The 16,528-nt window shown below is 68.2% G+C and carries 26 protein-coding genes and 1 rRNA gene; all 27 read left to right on the top strand.

Features of this window, described 5'->3' with window-relative positions; all coding sequences use genetic code 11:
- Window positions 1-3: 3 nt before the first annotated feature.
- The 27 genes from rrf (at window position 4) to GH740_RS07585 (ending at window position 16,393) form a co-directional block, all read left to right on the top strand.
- Window positions 4-120 (top strand): 5S ribosomal RNA (rrf, locus tag GH740_RS07715).
- Between the two features lie 426 nt (window positions 121-546).
- Window positions 547-1,413: a hypothetical protein gene (locus GH740_RS07710; RefSeq protein ID WP_153745457.1), complete on the top strand. Its 867-nt coding sequence runs from the start codon at window positions 547-549 to the stop codon at window positions 1,411-1,413.
- Window positions 1,414-1,965: 552 nt separating this feature from the next.
- Complete coding sequence (rpsJ, locus tag GH740_RS07705) at window positions 1,966-2,274, top strand: 30S ribosomal protein S10 (protein ID WP_029145857.1); 309 nt, start codon at window positions 1,966-1,968, stop codon at window positions 2,272-2,274.
- Between the two features lie 8 nt (window positions 2,275-2,282).
- Window positions 2,283-2,942, top strand: coding sequence for a 50S ribosomal protein L3 (rplC, locus tag GH740_RS07700; RefSeq protein WP_153745456.1), 660 nt, complete (start codon window positions 2,283-2,285; stop codon window positions 2,940-2,942).
- A gap of 4 nt (window positions 2,943-2,946) precedes the next feature.
- Window positions 2,947-3,603 (top strand): 50S ribosomal protein L4, encoded by a 657-nt coding sequence (gene rplD, locus GH740_RS07695; RefSeq protein WP_153745455.1) that lies wholly within the window; start codon window positions 2,947-2,949, stop codon window positions 3,601-3,603.
- Window positions 3,600-3,899: a 50S ribosomal protein L23 gene (gene rplW, locus GH740_RS07690; protein WP_153745454.1), complete on the top strand. Its 300-nt coding sequence runs from the start codon at window positions 3,600-3,602 to the stop codon at window positions 3,897-3,899. The genes rplD and rplW overlap by 4 nt, the downstream gene beginning before the upstream one ends.
- Window positions 3,900-3,924: 25 nt before the next feature.
- On the top strand, window positions 3,925-4,764 hold the full coding sequence (gene rplB, locus GH740_RS07685; protein ID WP_153745453.1) for a 50S ribosomal protein L2: 840 nt from the start codon (window positions 3,925-3,927) through the stop codon (window positions 4,762-4,764).
- A gap of 13 nt (window positions 4,765-4,777) precedes the next feature.
- A complete protein-coding gene (gene rpsS, locus GH740_RS07680; protein ID WP_153745452.1) occupies window positions 4,778-5,059 on the top strand; it encodes a 30S ribosomal protein S19 in 282 nt (93 codons plus the stop codon).
- Window positions 5,060-5,081: 22 nt separating this feature from the next.
- Window positions 5,082-5,474, top strand: coding sequence for a 50S ribosomal protein L22 (rplV, locus tag GH740_RS07675; protein ID WP_153745451.1), 393 nt, complete (start codon window positions 5,082-5,084; stop codon window positions 5,472-5,474).
- Window positions 5,474-6,217 carry a 30S ribosomal protein S3 gene (gene rpsC, locus GH740_RS07670; RefSeq protein WP_153745450.1) on the top strand — a complete coding sequence of 248 codons (744 nt, stop codon included), beginning with the start codon at window positions 5,474-5,476 and terminating at the stop codon, window positions 6,215-6,217. Before rplV ends, rpsC begins: the two co-directional genes overlap by 1 nt.
- Entirely contained in the window at window positions 6,217-6,636 is a 420-nt protein-coding gene (gene rplP / locus GH740_RS07665) for a 50S ribosomal protein L16 (RefSeq protein WP_153745449.1), read from the top strand. The genes rpsC and rplP overlap by 1 nt, the downstream gene beginning before the upstream one ends.
- Complete coding sequence (gene rpmC / locus GH740_RS07660; protein ID WP_153745448.1) at window positions 6,636-6,950, top strand: 50S ribosomal protein L29; 315 nt, start codon at window positions 6,636-6,638, stop codon at window positions 6,948-6,950. Before rplP ends, rpmC begins: the two co-directional genes overlap by 1 nt.
- Window positions 6,950-7,285: a 30S ribosomal protein S17 gene (rpsQ, locus tag GH740_RS07655; RefSeq protein WP_153745447.1), complete on the top strand. Its 336-nt coding sequence runs from the start codon at window positions 6,950-6,952 to the stop codon at window positions 7,283-7,285. The genes rpmC and rpsQ overlap by 1 nt, the downstream gene beginning before the upstream one ends.
- Entirely contained in the window at window positions 7,286-7,654 is a 369-nt protein-coding gene (gene rplN / locus GH740_RS07650) for a 50S ribosomal protein L14 (protein WP_153745446.1), read from the top strand.
- Window positions 7,655-7,656: 2 nt separating this feature from the next.
- On the top strand, window positions 7,657-7,998 hold the full coding sequence (gene rplX, locus GH740_RS07645; protein ID WP_153745445.1) for a 50S ribosomal protein L24: 342 nt from the start codon (window positions 7,657-7,659) through the stop codon (window positions 7,996-7,998).
- A complete protein-coding gene (gene rplE / locus GH740_RS07640) occupies window positions 7,998-8,588 on the top strand; it encodes a 50S ribosomal protein L5 (protein ID WP_153745444.1) in 591 nt (196 codons plus the stop codon). The genes rplX and rplE overlap by 1 nt, the downstream gene beginning before the upstream one ends.
- A 180-nt stretch (window positions 8,589-8,768) precedes the next feature.
- Window positions 8,769-9,167, top strand: a complete 399-nt coding sequence (gene rpsH, locus GH740_RS07635; RefSeq protein ID WP_153745443.1) for a 30S ribosomal protein S8 — start codon at window positions 8,769-8,771, stop codon at window positions 9,165-9,167.
- A gap of 6 nt (window positions 9,168-9,173) precedes the next feature.
- Window positions 9,174-9,710: a 50S ribosomal protein L6 gene (rplF, locus tag GH740_RS07630; RefSeq protein ID WP_153745442.1), complete on the top strand. Its 537-nt coding sequence runs from the start codon at window positions 9,174-9,176 to the stop codon at window positions 9,708-9,710.
- A gap of 2 nt (window positions 9,711-9,712) precedes the next feature.
- Complete coding sequence (gene rplR, locus GH740_RS07625; RefSeq protein ID WP_153745560.1) at window positions 9,713-10,072, top strand: 50S ribosomal protein L18; 360 nt, start codon at window positions 9,713-9,715, stop codon at window positions 10,070-10,072.
- Window positions 10,069-10,773: a 30S ribosomal protein S5 gene (gene rpsE / locus GH740_RS14215; RefSeq protein WP_367641036.1), complete on the top strand. Its 705-nt coding sequence runs from the start codon at window positions 10,069-10,071 to the stop codon at window positions 10,771-10,773. Before rplR ends, rpsE begins: the two co-directional genes overlap by 4 nt.
- Window positions 10,773-10,958 carry a 50S ribosomal protein L30 gene (rpmD, locus tag GH740_RS07615; RefSeq protein ID WP_153745441.1) on the top strand — a complete coding sequence of 62 codons (186 nt, stop codon included), beginning with the start codon at window positions 10,773-10,775 and terminating at the stop codon, window positions 10,956-10,958. Before rpsE ends, rpmD begins: the two co-directional genes overlap by 1 nt.
- Window positions 10,958-11,557, top strand: a complete 600-nt coding sequence (rplO, locus tag GH740_RS07610; protein ID WP_153745440.1) for a 50S ribosomal protein L15 — start codon at window positions 10,958-10,960, stop codon at window positions 11,555-11,557. Before rpmD ends, rplO begins: the two co-directional genes overlap by 1 nt.
- A 145-nt stretch (window positions 11,558-11,702) precedes the next feature.
- On the top strand, window positions 11,703-13,025 hold the full coding sequence (secY, locus tag GH740_RS07605) for a preprotein translocase subunit SecY (protein ID WP_153745439.1): 1,323 nt from the start codon (window positions 11,703-11,705) through the stop codon (window positions 13,023-13,025).
- A complete protein-coding gene (locus GH740_RS07600; RefSeq protein WP_153745438.1) occupies window positions 13,022-13,624 on the top strand; it encodes an adenylate kinase in 603 nt (200 codons plus the stop codon). The genes secY and GH740_RS07600 overlap by 4 nt, the downstream gene beginning before the upstream one ends.
- A gap of 1 nt (window position 13,625) precedes the next feature.
- Entirely contained in the window at window positions 13,626-14,459 is an 834-nt protein-coding gene (map, locus tag GH740_RS07595; protein ID WP_367641032.1) for a type I methionyl aminopeptidase, read from the top strand.
- 13 nt (window positions 14,460-14,472) lie between these two features.
- Entirely contained in the window at window positions 14,473-15,165 is a 693-nt protein-coding gene (locus GH740_RS07590) for a thioredoxin domain-containing protein (RefSeq protein WP_153745437.1), read from the top strand.
- Between the two features lie 223 nt (window positions 15,166-15,388).
- Window positions 15,389-16,393, top strand: coding sequence for a hypothetical protein (locus GH740_RS07585; protein WP_153745436.1), 1,005 nt, complete (start codon window positions 15,389-15,391; stop codon window positions 16,391-16,393).
- Window positions 16,394-16,528 lie beyond the last annotated feature (135 nt).

The raw sequence follows: 16,528 nt of genomic DNA, 5'->3' as shown, positions 1-16,528 counted from the left end.
TGTTTCGGCGGCCATAGCGAGAGGGAAACGCCCGGTCCCATTCCGAACCCGGAAGCTAAGCCTCTCAGCGCCGATGGTACTGCAGGGGCGACCCTGTGGGAGAGTAGGACACCGCCGGACTTCCATTGCAAAGAAGCCGCCCCTCCGGGGCGGCTTCTTTGCGTTAACGCGAGGCATCCCCGAACTTCGCGAGGCATCCCCGAACTTCGCGAGGCATCCCCGAAGTTCGCGAGGCATCCCCGAAGTTCGCGAGGCATCCCCGAAGTTCGCGAGGCATCCCCGAAGTTCGCGAGGCATCCCCGAAGTTCGCGAGGCATCCCCGAACTTCGCGAGGCATCCCCGAAGTTCGCGAGGCATCCCGGCGTCGCGTCCTCCCCAGGCGCGGGTCGCCGGCTGGTTCTGCACAGATGTGCCGGCTCCACGGATCCCATGCGTGGGTTCCGACATGGTGGATGAATGCACCAGACGCAGTCATCTGCACGGATCGTTCCGGCCCCTCAGCGTCCGTGGGTGCGTCCGCGCGTGGGCGTGGAGCCCGGAGATCTCATGCGTGTTCATCGCGGTGCGTATGTGCTCGAGCAGGAGTGGTCGGATCTGTTCGGCGACGCCCGGCTGCGCACTCGTGCGCACGCGGTCCAGGAGCTGACGCGTGTCGAGACGGGCGTCTTCGCCTACGCGACGGCCGCCGCGCTCCACGGCCTCCCGCTCTACAAGGTGCGCGCCGATCGGATCGACGTCATCTGCCCGGATGTCCGCGGGCGACGCAGCGTTGCGGACGTGCGTCGGCACCATGTTCCGGTCCCGGACGACGACATCGTCGAGCTGGAGGGGCTGCGGTCGACATCCCTGGAACGCACGGTATACGACGTCATCCGGCTCGGGTCCGTCGAGACCGCCGTGATGGTGATGGATGCCGCGCTCCACGCCGTCGCATGGGACGACATCCACAACACGTACGACATCGCTGCGGACTCGGAGTTCCGCGCACGCGTGCGCCGTCGCGTCATCGCCCACGCCGGCGCTCGCGGGATCCGGCAGGCTCGCTTCGTCGTCGAATTCGCGGACGGCCGCGCGGGATCGCCCGGCGAGTCGCTGTCGCGCCTGTGGTGCTGGCAGCTGGGCGTGGCCGACCCGGTGCTGCAGTACCGGGTCGACTTCGCAGACGGCACCTACGCGCTGCTCGACCTCTGCTGGCCGGGGCTCGGCCGGTGGGCGGAGTTCGATGGACTGATCAAGTACAGCGATCCGGCGCTTCTCGCTGGGCGCTCGAGCGAGGACATCCGGAGGGCCCAAGACGCGCGACAGCGGAAGGTCGAGTCCGCCACGCAGTGGCGCTGTGACCGCTGGGGGTTCGAGCAGATGGCGTCGATCGACGACTTCGCCCGCTTCCTCCGATCCATCGGGTTCTGCTGAACGCCGATCACAGCCGGCCCGCTGGGGGCTGCCTCGCGAACTTGGGGGCTGCCTCGCGAACTTGGGGGCTGCCTCGCGAACTTGAGGGCTGCCTCGCGGACTTGGGGGATGTCTCGCGAAGTTGGGGGCTGTCTCGCGAGAAGAGACGCAGCCGAGAAGAGACGCAACCGAGGGGAGATGCGGGGGGAGAGGGGGTCGGTTTGCGACACGCCCGGGATGCACGTAGACTGTTGAGGTTCCATATTCCAGCGTGTGCTTCGGCGCGCGCTCGGATCACTGCCAGGGCAGTGCATAGGCGAGAGCCTAGGCCGCGGGCAGCAGAACAGCGCAGCATGGGTTCGATCCCGACAGGCTGCGCGCCATATCCCGCACCCCTCCTCCCGGATTCCCGGACAGGTGTGCGTGCGGGTCCGGGCGCACCGCGCCCGGTGTGACAGCAGAACAGCGGTGCAGCATCGCCGGCGACAGCCGGTGCACGTGCCCCGGCGCGCAAGCGTCGCCGTGCGTCCAATGCGCGAAAGCGTAAGACGCGATAAAGAGAGTGAGCAGACAATGGCGGGACAGAAGATCCGCATTCGCCTGAAGTCGTACGATCATGCCGGCCTGGACTCCTCGGCCCGCAAGATCGTCGACACCGTGACCCGAGCCGGCGCATCCGTCGTGGGCCCGGTGCCGCTGCCGACCGAGAAGAACGTCGTGTGCGTCATCCGGTCGCCCCACAAGTACAAGGACAGCCGCGAGCACTTCGAGATGCGCACCCACAAGCGCCTGATCGACATCATCGACCCGACGCCCAAGGCCGTCGACTCGCTGATGCGCCTCGACCTGCCGGCCGACGTCAACATCGAGATCAAGCTCTGAGGTTCGACATGGCTGCCATCAACAACAAGACTTCGAAGGGTCTGCTGGGCACCAAGCTCGGCATGACCCAGGTGTGGACCGAGCAGGGCAAGCTCGTCCCCGTCACCGTGATCCAGGTCGCGCCGAACGTGGTCACCCAGGTTCGCACGCCCGAGAAGGACGGCTACAGCGCCGTGCAGATCGCCGCCGGCCAGATCGACCCCCGCAAGGTCACCAAGCCCCTCGAGGGCCACTTCGAGGCGGCCGGCGTCACGCCGCGCCGTCACGTCACCGAGGTGCGCACCGCGGATGCCGCTGACTACTCACTCGGTCAGGAGCTGACCGTGGATGCCACGTTCGAGGCCGGTCAGCTGGTCGACGTCGTCGGCACCAGCAAGGGCAAGGGCACCGCGGGTGTCATGAAGCGCCACAACTTCAAGGGCGTCTCCGCCTCGCACGGTGCACACCGCAACCACCGCAAGCCCGGTTCGATCGGCGCCTCGGCGACCCCGAGCCGTGTCTTCAAGGGCATGCGCATGGCCGGCCGCATGGGCGGCGAGCGCGTGACCGTCCTCAACCTCACGGTGCACGCCGTCGACGCGGAGAAGGGTCTGCTGCTCGTCAAGGGCGCCGTCCCCGGTGCGCGCGGCCGCATCGTCTACGTCCGCAACGCAGTGAAGGGTGCCTGAGGCCATGGCTGACACGACCCTTGACGTCCGCAAGACAGACGGAAAGAAGGCCGGCTCCGTGGAGCTGCCCGCCGCGATCTTCGACGTCAACACCAACATCCCCCTGATCCACCAGGTGGTCGTCGCCCAGCTCGCCGCGGCGCGCCAGGGCACCCACTCGACCAAGCGTCGCGGTGAGGTCTCCGGTTCCGGCCGCAAGCCGTTCAAGCAGAAGGGCACCGGCAACGCCCGTCAGGGCTCGATCCGGGCACCCGAGCACACCGGCGGTGGCGTCGTCCACGGGCCGAAGCCGCGCGACTACGCGCAGCGCACGCCCAAGAAGATGATCGCGGCCGCCCTGCTCGGCGTGCTCAGCGACCGTGCCCGCGGCGAGCGTCTGCACGTCGTCGAGTCGTTCGGCATCGACGGCACCCCGTCGACGAAGGCCGCCAAGTCGGTCCTGGCCACGCTGGGCGCCACGAAGAACGTCCTCGTGGTCATCGAGCGCGACGACGAGCTGACGCTGCTGAGCGTGCGCAACCTCGAGTACGTGCACGTGCTGAGCTTCGACCAGCTCAACGCCTACGATGTCGTCGTCTCCGACGACATCGTCTTCACCAAGGCCGCCTTCGACGCGTTCGTCGCGTCCAAGACCGCCGCCACCCAGGAGGTCTCGGCATGACCGCCGTGAACAAGGACCCGCGCGACATCATCCTGAAGCCGGTGGTCTCCGAGAAGAGCTACGGGCTGATCGACGAGGGCAAGTACACGTTCCTGGTGGACCCCCGCGCGAACAAGACCGAGATCAAGCTCGCCATCGAGAAGATCTTCTCCGTCAAGGTCGCGTCGGTGAACACCCTGAACCGCGTCGGCAAGGCCCGCCGCACCCGCTTCGGCACCGGCAAGCGCAAGGACACCAAGCGCGCCGTCGTCACGCTCAAGTCGGGCACCATCGACATCTTCACGGCAGTCGGCTGACGGTCGGGACGAAGGACTAAGAATTATGGCTATTCGCAAGTACAAGCCCACGACCCCGGGTCGCCGCGGCTCGTCGGTGGCGGACTTCGCCGAGATCACCCGATCGACGCCGGAGAAGTCCCTGCTCAAGCCGCTCGCCAAGACCGGCGGACGCAACAACCAGGGCCGCATCACCACCCGCCACATCGGCGGTGGGCACAAGCGCCAGTACCGTGTCATCGACTTCCGTCGCAATGACAAGGACGGCGTGGATGCCAAGGTCGCGCACATCGAGTACGACCCGAACCGCACCGCGCGCATCGCGCTGCTGCACTACGTGGACGGCACGAAGCGCTACATCCTGGCTCCGGAGAAGCTGCACCAGGGCGACATCGTCGAGTCCGGCGCATCGGCCGACATCAAGCCCGGCAACAACCTGCCGCTGCGCAACATCCCCACCGGTACCGTGGTGCACGCGATCGAGCTGCGCCCCGGCGGCGGTGCGAAGCTCGCCCGCTCGGCCGGCGCCGGTGTGCGCCTGGTCGCCAAGGACGGCCCGTACGCCCAGCTGCGTCTGCCCTCCGGCGAGATCCGCAACGTGGATGCGCGCTGCCGCGCCACGATCGGCGAGGTCGGCAACGCCGAGCAGTCGAACATCAACTGGGGCAAGGCCGGCCGCAAGCGCTGGAAGGGCGTCCGCCCGACCGTCCGCGGTGTCGTGATGAACCCCGTCGACCACCCGCACGGTGGTGGCGAGGGCCGCACCTCCGGCGGTCGTCACCCTGTCACGCCGTGGGGCAAGCCCGAGGGCCGCACCCGTCACGCGAACAAGGAAAGCGACAAGTACATCGTTCGCCGTCGCACCGCCGGCAAGAAGCGCAAGTAGGTAGGAACAGAAGATGCCACGCAGTCTCAAGAAGGGCCCCTTCGTCGACGAGCACCTGCTTCGCAAGGTCGTCGTCCAGAACGAGTCGGGTACGAAGAACGTCATCAAGACGTGGTCGCGCCGCTCCATGATCGTGCCGGCCATGCTCGGCCACACGATCGCGGTGCACGACGGCCGCAAGCACATCCCCGTGTTCGTCAGCGAGAGCATGGTGGGCCACAAGCTGGGCGAGTTCGCGCCCACCCGCACCTTCCGCGGCCACGAGAAGGACGACAAGAAGGGCCGCCGTCGCTGAGGCGTCGGCTAGAGGAGAAGAAATGGTGGAGTCCATCGCACGCGTGCGACACATCCGCGTGACCCCTCAGAAGGCTCGTCGTGTCGTCGCGCTGATCAAGGGCAAGCAGGCCGAAGAGGCCCTTGCCATTCTGAAGTTCGCGCAGCAGAGCGCCAGTGAGCCGATCTACAAGCTCGTGGCATCCGCCGTCGCGAACGCCCGCGTGAAGGCCGACCAGGCCGGCGAGTTCCTGGATGAGCAGGATCTGTACGTGAGCAACGCTTTCGTGGACGAGGGGACGACGCTCAAGCGCTTCCAGCCCCGTGCACAGGGCCGCGCTTTCCAGATCAAGAAGCGCACGAGTCACATCACCGTCGTGCTGACGACCCCCGAGGTCGCCGAGGCCGGCGCAGCAACCAAGAAGGCGAGCAAGTAATGGGACAGAAGGTCAACCCGTACGGCTTCCGCCTCGGCATCACCACCGATCACGTGTCGCGGTGGTTCTCCGACTCGACGAAGCCGGGTCAGCGTTACGCCGACTACGTTGCCGAGGACATCAAGATCCGGCAGCTGCTCGCGAAGCAGCTGGACCGCGCCGGTGTCAGCAACATCGAGATCGAGCGCACCCGCGATCGCGTCCGCGTCGACATCCACACCGCCCGTCCGGGCATCGTGATCGGTCGTCGTGGTGCGGAGGCCGAGCGCATCCGCAGTGAGCTGGAGAAGCTCACCGCCAAGCAGATCCAGCTGAACATCCTCGAGGTGAAGAACCCCGAGGCCGACGCGCAGCTGGTCGCCCAGGGCGTCGCCGAGCAGCTCTCGGCGCGCGTGGCGTTCCGCCGCGCCATGCGCAAGGGTCTGCAGGGCGCGCAGCGCGCCGGCGCCAAGGGCGTGCGGATCCAGGTGTCCGGCCGCCTCGGCGGTGCTGAGATGAGCCGCTCGGAGTTCTACCGCGAGGGTCGTGTGCCTCTGCACACGCTGCGCGCGAACATCGACTACGGCTTCTACGAGGCGCGCACGACGTTCGGCCGCATCGGCGTGAAGGTCTGGATCTACAAGGGCGATCTCACGAACAAGGAGCTCGCGCGCGAGCAGGCGAACCAGAAGCCGACCCGCGGCGACCGTCCGCGTCGTGCCCCGCGCAGCGAGGCGCCCGTCGCAGAAGGAGCATCGGCGTAATGCTTATCCCCCGCAAAGTGAAGTTCCGCAAGCAGCACCACCCGGGCCGCAGCGGCCAGGCCACCGGCGGCACGAAGGTCTCCTTCGGCGAGTACGGCATCCAGGCGCTGACCTCCGCGTATGTGACGAACCGTCAGATCGAGTCCGCTCGTATCGCGATGACCCGTCACATCAAGCGCGGCGGCAAGGTGTGGATCAACATCTATCCCGACCGTCCGCTGACCAAGAAGCCCGCCGAGACCCGCATGGGTTCCGGTAAGGGCTCACCCGAGTGGTGGGTCGCGAACGTCAAGCCGGGCCGGGTCCTGTTCGAGGTCGCCGGCGTCAACGAGGAGCTTGCTCGTGAGGCGCTGACCCGCGCCATCCACAAGCTCCCGTTGAAGGCACGCATCATCAAGCGCGAGGAGGGCGACGCGTAATGGCGATCGGCACCAAGGAGCTCGCCCCGAGCGAGCTCGACACGTTCGAAGACCAGCGCCTCGTCGAGGAGCTGCGCAAGGCCAAGGAAGAGCTGTTCAACCTGCGCTTCCAGTCGGCCACCGGTCAGCTGGAGAGCCACGGCCGCATCCGTGCGGTCAAGCGCGACATCGCGCGGCTGTACACCGTGATCCGCGAGCGGGAGCTCGGCATCCGTGCCACCCCCACCGCGGTCGAGACCGGCAAGCCGAAGAAGAGCAAGGCGAAGAAGGCGGATGCCGAGACCTCCGCCGAGGCGAAGGAAGAGACTGAGTGATGGCCACTGCGAAGAAGGCTGCGGCCGAGGTCGACGAGACCTCCGGCCACGAGCACGCTGAGCACGACGTCCGCACCGCCGGCGCCCGCGGCTACCGCAAGGCCCGCCGCGGCTACGTCGTCAGCGACAAGATGGACAAGACGATCGTCGTCGAGGTCGAGGACCGCGTGAAGCACCCCCTCTACGGCAAGGTCATCCGCGTGACCAGCAAGGTCAAGGCGCACGACGAGGGCAACACGGCCGGGATCGGCGACCTCGTCCTCATCCACGAGACCCGGCCGCTGAGCGCCACCAAGCGCTGGCGGCTGGTCGAGATCCTCGAGAAGGCCAAGTAAATGATTCAGACCGAATCCCGACTCAAGGTCGCCGACAACACCGGCGCGAAGGAGCTGCTCACCATCCGGGTGCTCGGCGGCTCCAACCGCCGGTATGCGGGCCTGGGCGACGTGATCGTCGCGACGGTGAAGGATGCCATCCCCGGCGGCAACGTCAAGAAGGGCGATGTCGTCAAGGCCGTCGTCGTGCGCACCGTCAAGCAGACCCGGCGTGCGGACGGCTCCTACATCAAGTTCGACGAGAACGCCGCCGTGCTCCTGAAGAACGACGGGGAGCCCCGCGGCACCCGCATCTTCGGCCCGGTCGGCCGTGAGCTTCGCGACAAGAAGTTCATGAAGATCGTCTCGCTGGCCCCGGAGGTCATCTGATCATGGCGAACATCAAGAAGGACGACCTGGTCCAGGTCCTCTCCGGCAGTGACCGCGGCAAGCAGGGCAAGGTCCTCGAGGTCCTCGTCGAGCAGGACCGCGTCATCGTCGAGGGCGTGAACTACGTCACCAAGCACACCCGCGTGGGGCAGACCCAGCGCGGTGCGAAGACGGGCGGCATCGAGACGATGGAAGCCCCGATCCACATCTCCAACGTCGCCGTCGTCGACCCCTCGAGCAAGAAGCCGACCCGTGTCGGCCACCGCGTCGAGGAGAAGGTCAAGGACGGCGTGAAGCGCACCGTCCGCGTGCGCTACGCGAAGAACAGCGGTAAGGACCTCTGATGAGCAACACCACTGCCGTGGAGGCTGGCAAGATCCAGCCCCGCCTGAAGCAGAAGTACCGGACCGAGATCAAGAAGGCGCTGCAGGAGGAGTTCGGCTACGCGAACGTCATGCAGATCCCCGGTCTGGTCAAGGTCGTCGTCAACACCGGCGTCGGCGAGGCAGCTCGCGACAGCAAGGTGATCGACGGCGCGGTCGAGGACCTCACGAAGATCACCGGGCAGAAGCCGGTCGTCACGAAGGCCCGCAAGTCCATCGCGCAGTTCAAGCTGCGCGAGGGTCAGCCGATCGGCGCGCACGTCACGCTGCGCGGCGACCGCGCCTGGGAGTTCGTGGACCGCCTCGTCAACCTGGCGCTGCCGCGCATCCGCGACTTCCGCGGCCTGTCCGACAAGCAGTTCGACGGGCACGGCAACTACACGTTCGGCCTGCAGGAGCAGTCGGTCTTCCACGAGATCGACCAGGACCGCATCGACCGGGTGCGCGGCTTCGACATCACGATCGTCACCACCGCCACCACGGACGACGAGGGCCGGGCGCTGCTGCGCCACCTGGGCTTCCCGTTCCGCTCGGCCGACCAGGCGGCGTGAGCCGCGGCGAGCGCCCCGTAGACTGACAACTGAAAATCCACCCCTCCTGCCGGATCCCGGCGTCAGCGGCGTGCCGAGAGATCGGGATGCCGCGCCCGGCCCGGCGGGATGGGAACCCGTCATAGAAGGTCGGCCGTGGGTGTACCCGCGTCCGAAACCTTATGAACAAAGGACACCACAATGACAATGACAGACCCGGTCGCAGACATGCTGACCCGTCTGCGCAACGCGAACTCGGCGCACCACGACTCCGTGGCACTGCCGAGCTCGAAGCTGAAGACGACCATCGCCGACATCCTCACCCGTGAGGGCTACATCGCAGGCTGGGAGGTCGCCGACGCCCGCGTGGGCCAGACCCTGACCCTGACGCTGAAGTACGGCCCGAACCGTGAGCGGTCGATCGCCGGCATCAAGCGCGTCTCGAAGCCCGGTCTGCGCGTGTACGCACGCTCGAACGAGCTGCCCAAGGTCCTCGGCGGCCTGGGCGTAGCCATCCTGTCCACCTCCTCTGGCCTCCTCACGGACCGCCAGGCCGAGCAGAAGGGCGTGGGTGGGGAAGTCCTCGCCTACGTGTGGTGATCGACGATGTCGCGAATCGGACGTCTTCCCATCGACATCCCCGCCGGCGTGACCGTCGAGGTCGCCGGACGGCAGGTGCAGGTCAAGGGCCCCAAGGGTGAGCTCGCGCTCACCGTGGCCACCCCCATCGAGGTCGCGGTCCAGGAGGGCCAGGTCCTCGTGTCCCGCCCCGACGACGAGCGCGAGTCGCGCTCGCTGCACGGGCTGACCCGCACCCTCATCAACAACAACATCATCGGTGTGACCCAGGGCTACACGAAGGGCCTCGAGGTCGTCGGCACCGGCTACCGCGTCCAGCAGAAGGGCGCCGCGATCGAGTTCGCGCTCGGCTTCTCGCACCCTGTGCTCGTGGACCCGCCGACCGGGATCACGTTCACGGTCGAGGGCAACAACAAGGTGACGGTGAGCGGCATCGACAAGCAGGCCGTCGGCGAGGCGGCTGCGAACATCCGCAAGATCCGCAAGCCCGAGCCGTACAAGGGCAAGGGTGTGCGCTACGCCGGCGAGATAGTTCGGCGCAAGGCCGGAAAGGCTGGTAAGTGAGCATGGCTGTGAAGTCGAAGTCCGACGCCCGCGCGCGTCGCCACGCCCGTCTTCGCAAGAAGATCGTCGGCACCACCGAGCGTCCGCGCCTTGTCGTGACCCGCTCCGCGCGGCACGTGTTCGTGCAGCTGGTCGACGACAGCAAGGGCCACACCGTGGCAAGCGCCTCCACCCTCGAGGTCGACCTGCGCTCGTTCGACGGTGACAAGACCGCCAAGGCCCGCAAGGTCGGCGAGCTCGTCGCTGAGCGTGCGAAGAGCGCCGGTGTCGCCGAGGTCGTGTTCGACCGCGGCGGCAACCGCTACGCCGGTCGCGTCGCGGCGGTGGCCTCGGGCGCCCGCGAAGGAGGCCTGAACCTGTGAGTGACAACAAGGAGACCCAAGTGACCGCCGATCAGGCAGCGCCGGAGCAGGAGGCTTCGGCCGAGGCTCAGGCGACGAACGAGCGCGAGCCCCGCCGCGGCGGGCGCGACCGCAACGCGCGCGGCGACCGTGGTGGCCGTGGTTCGCGCGACCGCAACGACAGCCAGTTCCTCGAGCGCGTGGTGACCATCAACCGCGTCTCGAAGGTCGTCAAGGGCGGACGCCGCTTCAGCTTCACCGCCCTCGTGGTCGTCGGCGACGGCAACGGTGTGGTGGGTGTCGGCTACGGCAAGGCCCGCGAGGTGCCGCTGGCGATCTCGAAGGGCGTCGAAGAGGCCAAGCGCAACTTCTTCCGCGTCCCGCGCGTCGGCAAGACGATCCCGCACCCGGTGCAGGGTGAGGCCGCCGCCGGTGTGGTGCTGCTGCGCCCCGCCGCCGCCGGTACCGGCGTCATCGCCGGTGGCCCGGTGCGCGCGGTCCTGGAGTGCGCCGGCATCCACGACGTGCTCTCGAAGTCGCTCGGCTCGTCGAACACGATCAACATCGTGCACGCGACCGTCGAGGCCCTGAAGGGCCTCGAGGAGCCGCGCGCCGTCGCCGCCCGTCGCGGCCTGGACTTCGACCAGGTGGCGCCGGCCCGTCTCGTCCGCGAGGAGGCGGCTGCGGCCGCCGCCGCGCGTGATCAGAAGGTAGGTGCCTGATGGCCGAGCGTCTGAAGGTCACACAGATCAAGTCCAAGGTGAGCGAGAAGCAGAACCAGCGCGACACGCTGCGCAGCCTCGGTCTCAAGCGGATCGGCGACACTGTCGTCCGTCCCGACGACGCGCAGACGCGCGGCTACGTCAAGACCGTCGCCCACCTCGTGAAGGTTGAGGAGATCGACTGATGGCTGAGAAGGCCGAGAACACCACCGCCGCCGAGGCGGAGAAGAAGGCTCCCGCCAAGAAGGCCACGGCCGCCAAGGCTGCTGCCAAGCCGGCCGCCGCCAAGTCGGCGCCCGCGAAGAAGGCGGCGCAGAAGGATGTCGCGCAGGCGCGTCCGGGTGTGCTGAAGGTGCACCACCTGCGTCCGGTCCCCGGCGCCAACACCGCCAAGATGCGCGTCGGCCGCGGTGAGGGCTCGAAGGGCAAGACCGCCGGCCGTGGCACCAAGGGCACCAAGGCGCGCTACCAGGTGCGTCCGGGCTTCCAGGGCGGCCAGCTTCCGCTGCACATGCGTGCGCCGAAGCTGCGCGGCTTCAAGAACCCGTTCCGCGTCGAGTACCAGGTCGTGAACCTGGACAAGCTCGCCGAGCTGTACCCCGCCGGTGGCGACGTCACCGTCGGCGACCTGGTCGCCAAGGGTGCGGTGCGCAAGAACGAGAAGGTCAAGGTCCTCGGGACCGGCGACATCTCGGTCAAGCTGAACGTCGCCGTCGACAAGATCTCGAGCTCCGCCCAGCAGAAGATCGAGGCGGCCGGCGGCACCGTGGCAGCCGCCCAGTAAGCGTCGCAGACGGGGCCGGAGGATCCTCCGGCCCCGTTTTCGCATCCGGCGACGAAGGCCGCAACGCCCACGCCCCGCCCTGGGATACCCTGGTTGTCTGTGCGCGCCCCCGAGCGCGCCGGGAACCCTTTCTGGAGGAATCCGCTTGTTCACCCTCGTGAAGCGCGTCATGCGCACGCCCGACCTGCGGCGCAAGATCATGTTCAGCCTGCTGATCATCGTCTTGTACCGGTTCGGGTCGCACGTGCCGACACCGTTCGTGAGTTTCCCTCAGGTCCAGCAGTGCCTCGCCACCGGCGCCGGCACCGAAGGCCTGCTTGCGATGGTGAACATGTTCAGCGGCGGGGCGCTCCTGCAGCTGTCGATCTTCGCTCTCGGCGTGATGCCGTACATCACGGCATCCATCATCGTCCAGATGCTGCGCGTGGTGATCCCGCACTTCGAGACGCTGTACCAGGAGGGGCAGTCCGGGCAGGCCAAGCTCACCCAGTACACCCGCTACGTCACCATCGCGCTGGCGGTGCTGCAGTCCACGACGCTTGTCACGGTGGCCCGCAGCGGGCAGCTGTTCGGCGGCTCCGCCGCGCCCGCGTGTCAGCGGATCCTCACGAACGACGCCTGGTGGGCGCAGCTGCTGATGGTGCTCACGCTCACCGCCGGCACCGGCCTGATCATGTGGATGGCCGAGCTGATGACGGAGAAGGGCATCGGCAACGGGATGTCGATCCTCATCCTGATCTCGATCCTGGCGACGTTCCCGTCGGCGATGTGGTCGATCAAGCAGGCCCGCGGCTGGGACGTGTTCTTCCTCGTGATCCTGGTGGGCCTGGTGATCATCACGCTCATCGTGTTCGTGGAGCAGTCGCAGCGGCGGGTGCCGGTGCAATACGCGAAACGGATGGTGGGCCGGCGCACCTACGGCGGGACGAACACGTACATCCCGATCAAGGTGAACATGGCCAACGTCATCCCGGTCATCTTCTCCTCGTCGCTGCTGTACGTGCCCGCGCTGGTCGCGCAGTTCAACCAGCCCGCCGTGGGGGAGAGCCCCGCCGGCTGGGTGGTCTGGATCAACAACTACCTCGTCAAGGGCGACCATCCGCTGTACTGGCTGATCTACTTCCTGCTGACGGTCGGGTTCACGTTCTTCTACGTCGCCATCACGTTCAACCCGACCGAGGTCGCCGACAACATGAAGAAGTACGGCGGCTTCATCCCCGGCATCCGGGCCGGCCGCCCGACAGCCGAGTACCTCGACTTCGTGATCACCCGCATCACGAGCGTCGGCGCCATCTACCTGGGCCTCGTCTCGCTGATCCCGCTGATCGCGCTGGCCACCGTCAGCGCCAACCAGAACTTCCCGTTCGGCGGCGCGTCCATCATCATCATGGTGGGTGTCGGCCTGGAGACCGTGAAGCAGATCGACGCGCAGCTGCAGCAGCGCCACTACGAAGGGCTCCTGCGATGACCCGCACAGCACGCCTGCTGATCGTCGGACCGCAGGGGTCGGGCAAGGGCACGCAGGGCGCGCGGATTGCGCAGGCCCTCGGCATCCCGACCGTCTCCACCGGCGACGTGTTCCGCGCGAACATCGCGGCGGGCACCCCGCTCGGCGAGCAGGTGAAGGCCATCACGGCGGCCGGCAACCTCGTCTCGGACGAGCTGACCGGCCAGATAGTGCGCGACCGGCTGTCCCAGGACGACGCCGCGGCCGGGTTCCTGCTGGACGGGTACCCGCGCAACCTCCGGCAGGTGCAGGACCTGGACGGCTTCCTCGCCGAGCGCGACGCGCACCTGGACGCCGTGATCGAACTGAGCGTCCCCCGTGCCGAGAGCATCGAGCGGCTCGCGCTGCGCGCGAAGGAGCAGGGCCGCACCGACGACACCGACGAGATCATCGCGAAGCGCCTGGCGATCTACGAGAGCGAGACCGCGCCGATCCTCGACGTGTACCGCGAGCGCGGCACGGTCGACACGATCGACGGCGTCGGCACGCTCGACGAGATCACCGAGCGGATCGTCGCGGCGCTGACCGCGCGCGGCATCACCCGTCCCGCGGCCGTCTGAGGTGGGCCTTCGACGCGGCATCTACAAGTCGCCCGCGCAGCTGCGGGCGATGGTCGAGCCCGGCCTGATCACCGCCGCGATGCTCGACGCCGTGCGGCCGCTGATCGTCGCCGGCACCACGACGCTGCAGCTGGATGCCGCGGCCGCCGCCGTGATCCGCTCCCGCGGCGCGCTGTCGAACTTCCAGATGGTGCGCGGGTACCGCCACACCGTGTGCGTGTCCGTGAACGACGAGGTCGTGCACGGCATCCCGGGCCGGCGGGTGCTCGAGCCCGGCGACATAGTGTCGGTGGATGCCGGGGCCGAGTACCGCGCGTGGAACGGCGACGCGGCGATCACCGTCGTCGTCCCGGACCCGGCGCGGCCCGAGCTCGTCGCCGAGCGCGAGGAGCTGTCGCGGGTGACCGAGCGGTCGCTGTGGGCCGGGATCGCGGCGCTCGCATCCGCGCAGCACCTGGCCGAGGTGGGTGCCGCCGTGCAGGGGTCGATCGAGGCATCCGGCCACGGCTACGGCATCCTGCGCGACTATGTCGGGCACGGCATCGGACGGCGGATGCACGAGTCGCCGTCCGTGTTCAACTACCGCGTCAGCGACCGGGGACCCGAGGTGCGCCCGGGCCTGGCGATCTGCATCGAGCCGATGGTCGTCATCGGCGACCAGGCGACGCGGGTGGGTGAGGACGGGTGGACGGTGTCCACCGTCGACGGTACAGCCGGCTCACATTGGGAACATAGCGTGGCCGTGCATGATGAGGGTATCTGGGTGCTGACCGCGCCCGATGGCGGGGCGGCGGGACTGGCTCCGTTCGGCATCGAACCGGCCCCGATCAAGTAGAGCGAGGACATCAATGGCCAGCACTTTGCGCAAGACGAACTGGTTCGCCATCTGGGTGAGCGTGGCGGCGGTGGTGGTGCTGGCCGTGGTGACCGGCATCGTGATCGCCATCAACAGCGCCGCCTCCGGCCCGGGCGCCGCGCCCAGCAGCCAGACCGTGAACACCGAGACCGGGGCGATAGCGTTCGGCAGCGGCTCGAAGACGATGGACACCTACATCGACTTCATGTGCCCGATCTGTGGGCAGTTCGAGCAGTCGTACGGCTCCTCGATCCAGGGCCTGGTCAGCGACGGCACCATCACGCTGAACGTGCACCCGATAGCGATTTTGGACAGCCGCTCGCAGGGCACCGACTACTCGTCGCGTGCCGCGAGCGCCATGTACGCGGTGGCCGACGCCGACCCGGCGAAGGCGTACGCATTCATGCAGGGGATGTTCCAGAATCAGCCGGAGGAGGGCTCGACCGGCCTGACCGACGACCAGATCATCGCGATAGCGGAGGGTGCCGGCGTGAACGTGACGGACGCCTTGAAGGCGGACATCACGTCGCACAAATACGCCAAATACGTGCAGTCGATGACGCCGAAGACGCCGGTCGCGCCCGGCTCGGCCGGGATCGGCACGCCGACGATAGCGATCAACGGCACGACCATCGCCAACTCGACGCTCCCCGAGCCCGCCCAGCTCGGCACCCTGTTCAAGTAGCGCCGCGCGCGCCGCGCCGCGCCGCCGCGCGCCGCGCCGCGCCGCGCCGCGCCGAACCCACCCTCTGTTGCCGAACCCATCGGCCATAGCGGGTGGGTTCGGCATTCACGGGTGGGTTCGGCGAGGTGTGTGGCGAGGTGGGTGGTTCGCGGCGGTTCCTGCACAGGTGCGGCGCGGCGGCGCTTCATCCACAGATCCGGCTGAAGGGCGCGCGGCGGGCAGCGTGCGTTGGATCATCGAGGGCATGGATGTCGATGCCACCCGCGCGAAGGTGCTGAACCGCGGCATCCTGCGCCAGCGCGGCATGAGCGACAATGCGATCGCCGCCGCCGTGGCCGGCGGGACCCTGGAGCGCATCCACCGCGACGCCTACGTCGTCGGCGCGGATTGGACGGGCGCCTACCCCGAAGAGCGGCATCTCATGCAGGTGATCGGCGTCGCGGCGAGGCTCCGCTCCTCAGACATTGTGTTCGTGGGGGCGTCCGCCGTCGTCGCACACGGACTGCCCCTGTACAACACATGGCCCAAGCGCGTGCACGTCGCGGCCCCCGCGGGGGACGGCCGGGTGCACGCGGATCGACTCGTCGCCCGACACGAGGTCACGATCGCCGCCGAAGACACGATGGAACTGTTCGGGATCCCGTGCACGACGCTCGACCGCACGGTGTTCGATCTGATCCGCAGCCTCTCGTTCGATGCCGCCGTCGCGTGCGCGGATGCCGCGTTGCGGCGCATCGCATGGGATGAACGCACCCGCACCTACCACGAGCGGGCCGCCGCGCGCTGGAAGGCCGCGATGAGGCACCGTGTGGATGCCGCGCGCGGCGCCCGCGGCATCCGGCAGGCGCGGCGCGTCATCGAGTTCGCCGACGGCCGCGCCCAGCTGCCCCTGGAAAGCGTCAGCCGGGTCCGCCTGACGGAGATCGGCTTCGCGGCCCCGCGGCTGCAGGTCCCGGTGCCAGATCCGTGGGGAGGGTTCTTCTCCGTGGACTTCGGGATGGATGACGCGCATGCCTGGGGTGAGAGCGACGGCAAGACGAAGTACCACGAACTCGCTGTAGTGCGTGGCGCAACCCCGCGTGACGTCTTCCAGGCCGAGAAGGAGCGCGAGGACTGGATTCGGGGCACCACGGGGCGCCCGCTGGCGCGGTGGGGAATGCAGCACATCCAGACCCCGACCGCGCTCGCGCGGCGCCTCGCCGCCTTCCACATCTCCCCGCCCCGCTGACCGGCCATTGACCGCCGTGACCGGCCTGCCGAACCCACCCGCTGCTGCCGAGCCCACTCGCTACAGTTGGTGGGTTCGGTAACAGCGGGTGGGTTCGGCGAACAGGGCGGGCGGCGCCGCGCCGGGCTGCGCCGC

Origin of the sequence: Microbacterium sp. SYP-A9085 (genome assembly GCF_009649635.1) — a bacterium.
GTDB lineage: Bacteria > Actinomycetota > Actinomycetes > Actinomycetales > Microbacteriaceae > Microbacterium.
The sequence above is the reverse complement of the archived record's forward strand: the minus strand, read 5'-3'. Positions and strand labels throughout refer to the sequence as shown.

Coding starts and splice junctions, on each gene's coding strand:
- rplX (WP_153745445.1), top strand. CDS start 7,657: ATGGCGAACATCAAGAAGGACGACCTGGTCCAGGTCCTCTCCGGCAGT.
- rpmC (WP_153745448.1), top strand. CDS start 6,636: ATGGCGATCGGCACCAAGGAGCTCGCCCCGAGCGAGCTCGACACGTTC.
- rplP (WP_153745449.1), top strand. CDS start 6,217: ATGCTTATCCCCCGCAAAGTGAAGTTCCGCAAGCAGCACCACCCGGGC.
- rpsH (WP_153745443.1), top strand. CDS start 8,769: ATGACAATGACAGACCCGGTCGCAGACATGCTGACCCGTCTGCGCAAC.
- GH740_RS07590 (WP_153745437.1), top strand. CDS start 14,473: ATGGCCAGCACTTTGCGCAAGACGAACTGGTTCGCCATCTGGGTGAGC.
- rpsS (WP_153745452.1), top strand. CDS start 4,778: ATGCCACGCAGTCTCAAGAAGGGCCCCTTCGTCGACGAGCACCTGCTT.
- rplB (WP_153745453.1), top strand. CDS start 3,925: ATGGCTATTCGCAAGTACAAGCCCACGACCCCGGGTCGCCGCGGCTCG.
- rpsQ (WP_153745447.1), top strand. CDS start 6,950: ATGGCCACTGCGAAGAAGGCTGCGGCCGAGGTCGACGAGACCTCCGGC.
- rplD (WP_153745455.1), top strand. CDS start 2,947: ATGGCTGACACGACCCTTGACGTCCGCAAGACAGACGGAAAGAAGGCC.
- GH740_RS07710 (WP_153745457.1), top strand. CDS start 547: ATGCGTGTTCATCGCGGTGCGTATGTGCTCGAGCAGGAGTGGTCGGAT.
- rplN (WP_153745446.1), top strand. CDS start 7,286: ATGATTCAGACCGAATCCCGACTCAAGGTCGCCGACAACACCGGCGCG.
- rplO (WP_153745440.1), top strand. CDS start 10,958: ATGGCTGAGAAGGCCGAGAACACCACCGCCGCCGAGGCGGAGAAGAAG.
- rpsJ (WP_029145857.1), top strand. CDS start 1,966: ATGGCGGGACAGAAGATCCGCATTCGCCTGAAGTCGTACGATCATGCC.
- rpsC (WP_153745450.1), top strand. CDS start 5,474: ATGGGACAGAAGGTCAACCCGTACGGCTTCCGCCTCGGCATCACCACC.
- rpmD (WP_153745441.1), top strand. CDS start 10,773: ATGGCCGAGCGTCTGAAGGTCACACAGATCAAGTCCAAGGTGAGCGAG.
- rplW (WP_153745454.1), top strand. CDS start 3,600: ATGACCGCCGTGAACAAGGACCCGCGCGACATCATCCTGAAGCCGGTG.
- rplF (WP_153745442.1), top strand. CDS start 9,174: ATGTCGCGAATCGGACGTCTTCCCATCGACATCCCCGCCGGCGTGACC.
- GH740_RS07600 (WP_153745438.1), top strand. CDS start 13,022: ATGACCCGCACAGCACGCCTGCTGATCGTCGGACCGCAGGGGTCGGGC.
- rplV (WP_153745451.1), top strand. CDS start 5,082: ATGGTGGAGTCCATCGCACGCGTGCGACACATCCGCGTGACCCCTCAG.
- rplE (WP_153745444.1), top strand. CDS start 7,998: ATGAGCAACACCACTGCCGTGGAGGCTGGCAAGATCCAGCCCCGCCTG.
- rplC (WP_153745456.1), top strand. CDS start 2,283: ATGGCTGCCATCAACAACAAGACTTCGAAGGGTCTGCTGGGCACCAAG.
- rplR (WP_153745560.1), top strand. CDS start 9,713: ATGGCTGTGAAGTCGAAGTCCGACGCCCGCGCGCGTCGCCACGCCCGT.